We start from the raw sequence: 6,595 nt of genomic DNA on the forward strand, positions 1-6,595 counted from the left end.
GGCGGCTGCCGCTTCGGCCTGTTCGCGCTTGGCCTTGAGGTCGGCGTCGGTCTTCGCCCGCTGGTCGGCCAGGGCCTTCTCGGTGGCGGCGGTCTGGTCGGCGAGGGCCTTCTCGGTGCGGGTGGCCTGCGCGTTGAGGTCGGCCTCGACCTTGGCCTTGCGGTCGGCCAATTCCCGGTCGGTCTGCTCGGTGCGGGCCTTGAGGGTGGCCTCGACCTCGTCGGTGCGCTTGGCCAGGGCCTGCTCGGCCTGGGCGCGCTTGGCGGCGAGCTCCTTCTCCGCCTGGGCGTCGGCGTCCTTGCGGGCGCGCAGCGACTCCGCGTCCAAGCCCTCGCGGACCCGCAGGGCCTCGGCGTCGAGCTGCTCGCGGTGGGCCTTGGCGTCGGCGTAGAGCTGCGCGATGCGGGCGTCGTTGGCCTTGGACTGGTTCTCGACCTCGGCGCGGGCATCGGCCATGAGCTTCTTGTGCTCGGCCGTCAGGCTCGCGCGCATGCCCTCGTACTCGGCGTCGAGCTCCGCGTGGTTGCGGGTGTAGTCGGCCTCGAGCTGCTTGCGGCGCTCCTCGAGGTCCACGATCATCTTGTCGTGCTTGCCCTTGAGGTCGGCCGCGTACTTGTCCGCGGCCGCCCTGGTGTTGGCCGCCGCCTCGTTGGCCTTGTTGCCGGTGTTCGTGGCGTAGGTCTCGGCCTTGAGCCGGGTCTGCGCCGCGTACTCGTCGGCACCCTTGCGGGTGCCCGCCGAGTAGCCGTCGGCCTCCTTGCGGGTGTTGGCCGCGTAGCCCTCCGCGTCCGCGCGGGTCGACTTGCCGTACTCGTCGGCCTGCCGCTTGAACTCGGCGATCTCCTCCTCGGCGAGCTGCATCATGAGCCGGACCCGCTCGGTCATGCCCTCGGTGCTGTTGGGGTTCGCGCTGATGCGGTTGAGCCGGGTGGTCGTCTCCAGGAGCTGCTGCTGCAACGAACCGAGCGACTTGGTCAGCTCGCCGATCTTGCTCGCCGCCTCGTCCCGGTCCTTCGTGGCGTGGCGGAGGTCGTAGGTCAGGCGAGTGACTCGCTCGTTGACCTGCCGCGGGTTGTAGCCGCGCAGGACGGTGTCGAAGTGGGGGAGCCGGTCGTTCGACTCGGCGGCGTCACCAGAGGGCATTGCCTCACTTTAGTATGACCACCTGCCGGGTGAACACGGCGCCCACGATAATTCTCCGTATCGAACAGCAGAGCAACTAGGGCGGCCCTCGGCACGATGAGCGCACCCGGGCGGCGTCGGGTGCGGACACCGGGTCGGAACGCTCACCCCCGGATGAAATCCTTGTCCGACAGGGCTTCTGAAATTCTTCTGTCCTATCCGGTCAGACCGGAACCGCTTCCGGGCTCGTCCATTTCCGACCGTTCCCGATATCCTCTCGTGTTCGGCCGATGACGCATCGTGGCCGGCGGATTCCGGTCTTTCCCGCTTCCGCCATGAACCCGACTCACTCGAACGGGTGACAAGTTGTCCCGCTGAACCGGGGCGATTAAACCGGACAAGCGTTCGGTGGCGGGTGCTCCGCCAATGGCGCGAGACCAATGGTGGCGGGCCACTCCGGCAATTGGTGAACCTTGCCCGGTTCGTGCCGCGCCGCTAACGAGGGAGACATGAAAACCACTCGCACCCGCCGCCCGCTCCTCGCGGTGGCCGCCCTCGTGCTGCTCGGCGCCGCCACCACCGCGCTGCCCGCCCACGGGACCACCGCCCGCGAGACCGCCGCCGACTACGTGGTCACGCCCGCGCGCGGCCCCGGCTACACCGCCCGCCTGACCCCCTCGGCCGCCGCCGCCCTCGCCGCGGACCCGGCCGTCGCCGCGGTCGAACCCAACGGCACCGTGCACGCCCTCGCCGACCAGCCCAACCCGCCGAACTGGGGCCTCGACCGCATCGACCAGCCCGCCCTGCCGCTCAACGCCAACTACCACTACGAGACCACCGCGGCGAACGTGCGCGCCTACATCGTCGACACCGGCGTCAGCGCGCACCCGGACTACGCGGGCAGGCTGCTGCCCGGCCACGACGCCACCAGCTCCGGCTCCACCGCCGACGGCAACGGCCACGGCACCTTCCTCGCGGGCATCGTCGGCGGCACCGCGCACGGCGTGGCCAAGCAGGTGCGGATCGTCCCGGTGAAGGTCCTCAACGCCTCCGGCTCGGGCACCACCGCCCAGGTCGTGGCCGGGCTGGACTGGATCGCCGCGAACGCGGTCAAGCCCGCCGTGGTCAACATGAGCATCGGCGGCGGCCCCAGCACGGCGATCGACGCCGCGGTGCGCCGGGTGATCGCCTCCGGGGTGACCGTCTCCGTCGCCGCGGGCGGCTCGGCCGCCAACGCGGCGAACTACTCGCCCTCGCGGGTCACCGAGGCGCTGGTGTCCGGCTCGCTGACCACCACCGACTGCCGCGCGAGCAATTCCAACTACGGCCCCACCGTCGACGTGCACGCCCCCGGTCAGAACATCCGGGGCCCGTGGCCCGGTGGCGGCACCAACACCCTGTCCGGCAGTTCCATCTCCTCCGCCTTCACCGCGGGCGCCGCCGCGCTGCGGGTGGCGGTCAACCCGACCTGGACCGCCGCGCAGGTGCACGCGGCCGTGGTCGGCACCGCCGTGCCCACCCCGTGCCCGTTCCCGACCGGCACCCCGAACCTGATCCTCCACACCGGACCCTTCGGCGGCTGACCGGGCGGACGTGCGCCCGACCCGCTCCCCGGGCGCACGTCACGCGCAGTAGTCGAACCGGAGCGTCGGGGTACGACGGGAACGATCTTCCGCAGTGCCCGCGGCGCCCGGAAACCCCGCCGCGACCGCCCCGGCAAGAGCCGGGCGACGTGACGGCCGACACTCACCCCGGTGCGGGAGAACGCCGGTGGATCGGTCCAGGGCACGCCGAATACCCGCACGCCCGGCACAATCGCGCCCGGGGTGGGAGCCTGCGGTGAAGATCTGGACCGCAGGAGGCGGACCCGGTCCGGGGACCGAGCGGGATGGCACCCATCACGCGGAACGATCCTCCCGGTGCCTGGGAAAACCACGGTAACCTCCTGCAACCGTCCCTGAGTCAGCAGGAGGTAACCGGGCATGTTCCGCAAGGTGCTTGTCGCCAACCGAGGCGAGATCGCCATCCGGGCGTTCCGAGCCGGGTACGAGCTCGGCGCCGGGACGGTCGCCGTCTTCCCGCACGAGGACCGCAACTCCCAGCACCGGATGAAGGCCGACGAGGCCTACGAGATCGGTGAGCCGGGGCACCCGGTGCGGGCGTACCTGTCGGTCGAGGAGATCGTCAAGGCCGCGCGGAAGGCCGGTGCCGACGCCGTCTACCCCGGCTACGGCTTCCTGTCGGAGAACCCCGAGCTGTCCAAGGCGTGCGCGGACGCGGGGATCACCTTCGTCGGCCCGAGCGCGGAGATCCTGGAGCTGACCGGCAACAAGGCCCGCGCCATCGCCGCCGCCCGCGAGGCCGGTCTGCCGGTGCTGCGCTCGTCGGAGCCGTCCGAGGACGTCGAGGCCCTGCTGGCCGCCGCCGAGGACATCGGGTTCCCGATCTTCGTCAAGGCCGTCGCCGGTGGCGGCGGGCGCGGGATGCGCCGGGTCGAGGAGGCCGCCGGTCTGCGCGACGCGCTGGAGGCGGCGATGCGCGAGGCCGAGTCGGCCTTCGGCGACGCCACCGTGTTCCTGGAGCAGGCGGTGCTCGACCCCCGGCACATCGAGGTGCAGATCCTCGCCGACGGCGCGGGCAACGTCATCCACCTCTACGAGCGCGACTGCTCGCTGCAACGGCGCCACCAGAAGGTCATCGAGATCGCCCCGGCGCCGAACCTGCCGTCGGAGCTGCGCGACAAGATCTGCCAGGACGCGGTCGACTTCGCTCGGCACATCAACTACAAGAACGCCGGGACCGTCGAGTTCCTGCTCGACACCCGCGGCAACCACGTCTTCATCGAGATGAACCCGCGCATCCAGGTCGAGCACACGGTGACCGAGGAGGTCACCGACGTCGACCTGGTGCAGGCGCAGTTGCGCATCGCCGCCGGGGAAACCCTCGACGACCTCGGCCTGCGCCAGGAGGACATCTACCTGCGCGGCGCGGCGCTGCAGTGCCGCATCACCACCGAGGACCCGGCCAACGGGTTCCGCCCGGACACCGGGATGATCAGCGCCTACCGCTCCCCGGGCGGCAGCGGCATCCGCCTCGACGGCGGCACCGCGGCGGGCGCCGAGGTCAGCGCGCACTTCGACTCCATGCTGGTCAAGCTCACCTGCCGGGGCCGCGACTTCGACCTCGCGGTGCGCCGGGCCAAGCGCGCCGTCGCCGAGTTCCGCATCCGCGGCGTGGCCTCGAACATCCCGTTCCTGCAGGCCGTCCTGGACGACCCGGACTTCCGCGCGGGCCGGGTCACCACGGCCTTCATCGAGGAGCGCCCGTACCTGCTGACCGCCCGGCACTCCGCCGACCGCGGCACCCGGCTGCTGACCTACCTCGCCGACGTGACGGTCAACAAGCCGCACGGCGAGCGCCCCAAGGTCATCGACCCGGTGGAGAAGCTGCCCCCCGTCGACCTGTCCGCCGAGCCGCCCGCGGGTTCCAAGCAGAAGCTGGTCGAACTGGGCCCGGAGGGCTTCGCCCGGTGGATGCGCGAATCCGTGCGCGTCGGCGTCACCGACACCACCTTCCGCGACGCGCACCAGTCGCTGCTGGCCACCCGGGTGCGCACCCGCGACCTGCTCGCCGTGGCCCCGCACGTGGCCCGCTCCACCCCGGAGCTGCTGTCGCTGGAGGCCTGGGGCGGCGCCACCTACGACGTGGCGCTGCGCTTCCTCGCCGAGGACCCGTGGGACCGGCTGGCCGCGCTGCGCGAGGCGGTGCCGAACATCTGCCTGCAGATGCTGCTGCGCGGGCGCAACACCGTCGGGTACACCCCGTACCCGACCGAGGTGACCGACGCGTTCGTCGACGAGGCCACCAAGACCGGCATCGACATCTTCCGCATCTTCGACGCGCTCAACGACGTCGAGCAGATGCGCCCGGCCATCGAGGCGGTGCGCGCCACCGGCACCGCCGTCGCCGAGGTCGCCCTCTGCTACACCGCCGACCTGTCCGACCCCGGCGAGCAGCTCTACACCCTCGACTACTACCTCAAGCTGGCCGAGCAGATCGTCGGCGCGGGCGCGCACGTCCTGGCGGTCAAGGACATGGCGGGCCTGCTGCGCCCGCCCGCCGCGGCCCGGCTGATCACCGCGCTGCGCAAGGAGTTCGACCTCCCCGTGCACCTGCACACCCACGACACCGCGGGCGGGCAGCTTGCCACCTACCTGGCCGCTATCCAGTCCGGGGTGGACGCCGTGGACGGGGCGGTCGCGTCGCTGTCGGGCACCACCTCGCAACCGTCGCTGTCGGCGATCGTGGCCGCCACCGACCACAGCGACCGCGAAACCGGGCTGTCGCTGCAAGCGGTGTCGGACCTGGAGCCGTACTGGGAGATCGTGCGCAAGATCTACCGCCCGTTCGAGGCGGGCCTGCCCGCGCCGACCGGCCGGGTCTACCTGCACGAGATCCCCGGCGGTCAGCTCTCGAACCTGCGCACCCAGGCCGTCGCCCTGGGCCTGGGCGACCGGTTCGAGGAGATCGAGACCACCTACGCCGCCGCCGACCGGATGCTGGGCCGCCTGGTCAAGGTCACCCCGTCGTCGAAGGTCGTCGGCGACCTGGCCCTGCACCTGGTCGGCGCCGGGGTCGACCCGGCGGAGTTCGAGGCCGAACCCAGCCGCTTCGACGTCCCCGGCTCGGTCATCGGCTTCCTGCACGGCGAACTCGGCGACCCGGCGGGCGGCTGGCCGGAGCCCTTCCGCACCAAGGCCCTCCAGGGCCGCCCCGCCCCCAAGGGCGTCGCCGAGCTGACCGAGGAGGACCGCACAGGCCTGGCGGAGGACCCGCGCGCCACCCTCAACCGCCTGCTGTTCGCAGGCCCCACCAAGGAGTACCGCGCCCACCGCGACCAGTTCGGCGACACCAGCGTCCTGGCCAGCAAGGACTTCTTCTACGGCCTGGAACAGGGCAAGGAGTACGCGGTCTCCCTGGAGAAGGGCGTCACCCTCCTCATCGAACTGGAGGCCATCGGCGACGCCGACGAGCGCGGCGTGCGCACGGTGATGGCCACCCTCAACGGCCAACTGCGCCCGATCCAGGTCCGCGACCGCTCGGTCGCCTCCGACCTCCCGGTCGCGGAGAAGGCCGACCGCGCCAACCCCGACCACGTCGCCGCGCCGTTCGCGGGCGTGGTCACCCTGGCCGTCGCCGAGGGGGACCGGGTGGAGGCCGGGGCGACCATCGCCACGATCGAGGCGATGAAGATGGAGGCCGCGATCACCGCGCCGAAGGCGGGTGCCGTGGCGCGGTTGGCGATCGGTGGGGTGCAGCAGGTGGAAGGCGGCGACCTGCTGGCTGTGCTGTCGTAGGGTTTCGGGGTTTGTTTCGGTGCACGGCCGGGTGAATTTGCTCGGCCGTGCGCCGTTTTTAGGGCCCGGTCGTTTTGTGGGTGTGCCCGGCTGGGTGGATGTGTTTGGCCGGGGCC

The 6,595-nt window shown here is 71.7% G+C and carries 3 protein-coding genes; 2 read left to right on the plus strand and 1 reads right to left on the minus strand.

Annotated features, from left to right (window positions below; genetic code table 11):
- On the minus strand, positions 1 to 1,143 hold a 1,143-nt coding region (locus UO65_RS33670; protein ID WP_052021757.1), incomplete at its 3' end, for a coiled-coil domain-containing protein.
- A gap of 488 nt (positions 1,144 to 1,631) precedes the next feature.
- Here UO65_RS33670 and UO65_RS25330 point away from each other — a divergent pair.
- Both UO65_RS25330 and UO65_RS25335 read left to right on the plus strand, forming a co-directional pair.
- Positions 1,632 to 2,705 (plus strand): S8 family peptidase, encoded by a 1,074-nt coding sequence (locus UO65_RS25330; protein ID WP_052021758.1) that lies wholly within the window; start codon positions 1,632 to 1,634, stop codon positions 2,703 to 2,705.
- 399 nt (positions 2,706 to 3,104) lie between these two features.
- Complete coding sequence (locus UO65_RS25335) at positions 3,105 to 6,479, plus strand: pyruvate carboxylase (protein ID WP_035287143.1); 3,375 nt, start codon at positions 3,105 to 3,107, stop codon at positions 6,477 to 6,479.
- Positions 6,480 to 6,595 lie beyond the last annotated feature (116 nt).

The sequence above is a fragment of the Actinokineospora spheciospongiae genome, assembly GCF_000564855.1.
GTDB lineage: Bacteria > Actinomycetota > Actinomycetes > Mycobacteriales > Pseudonocardiaceae > Actinokineospora > Actinokineospora spheciospongiae.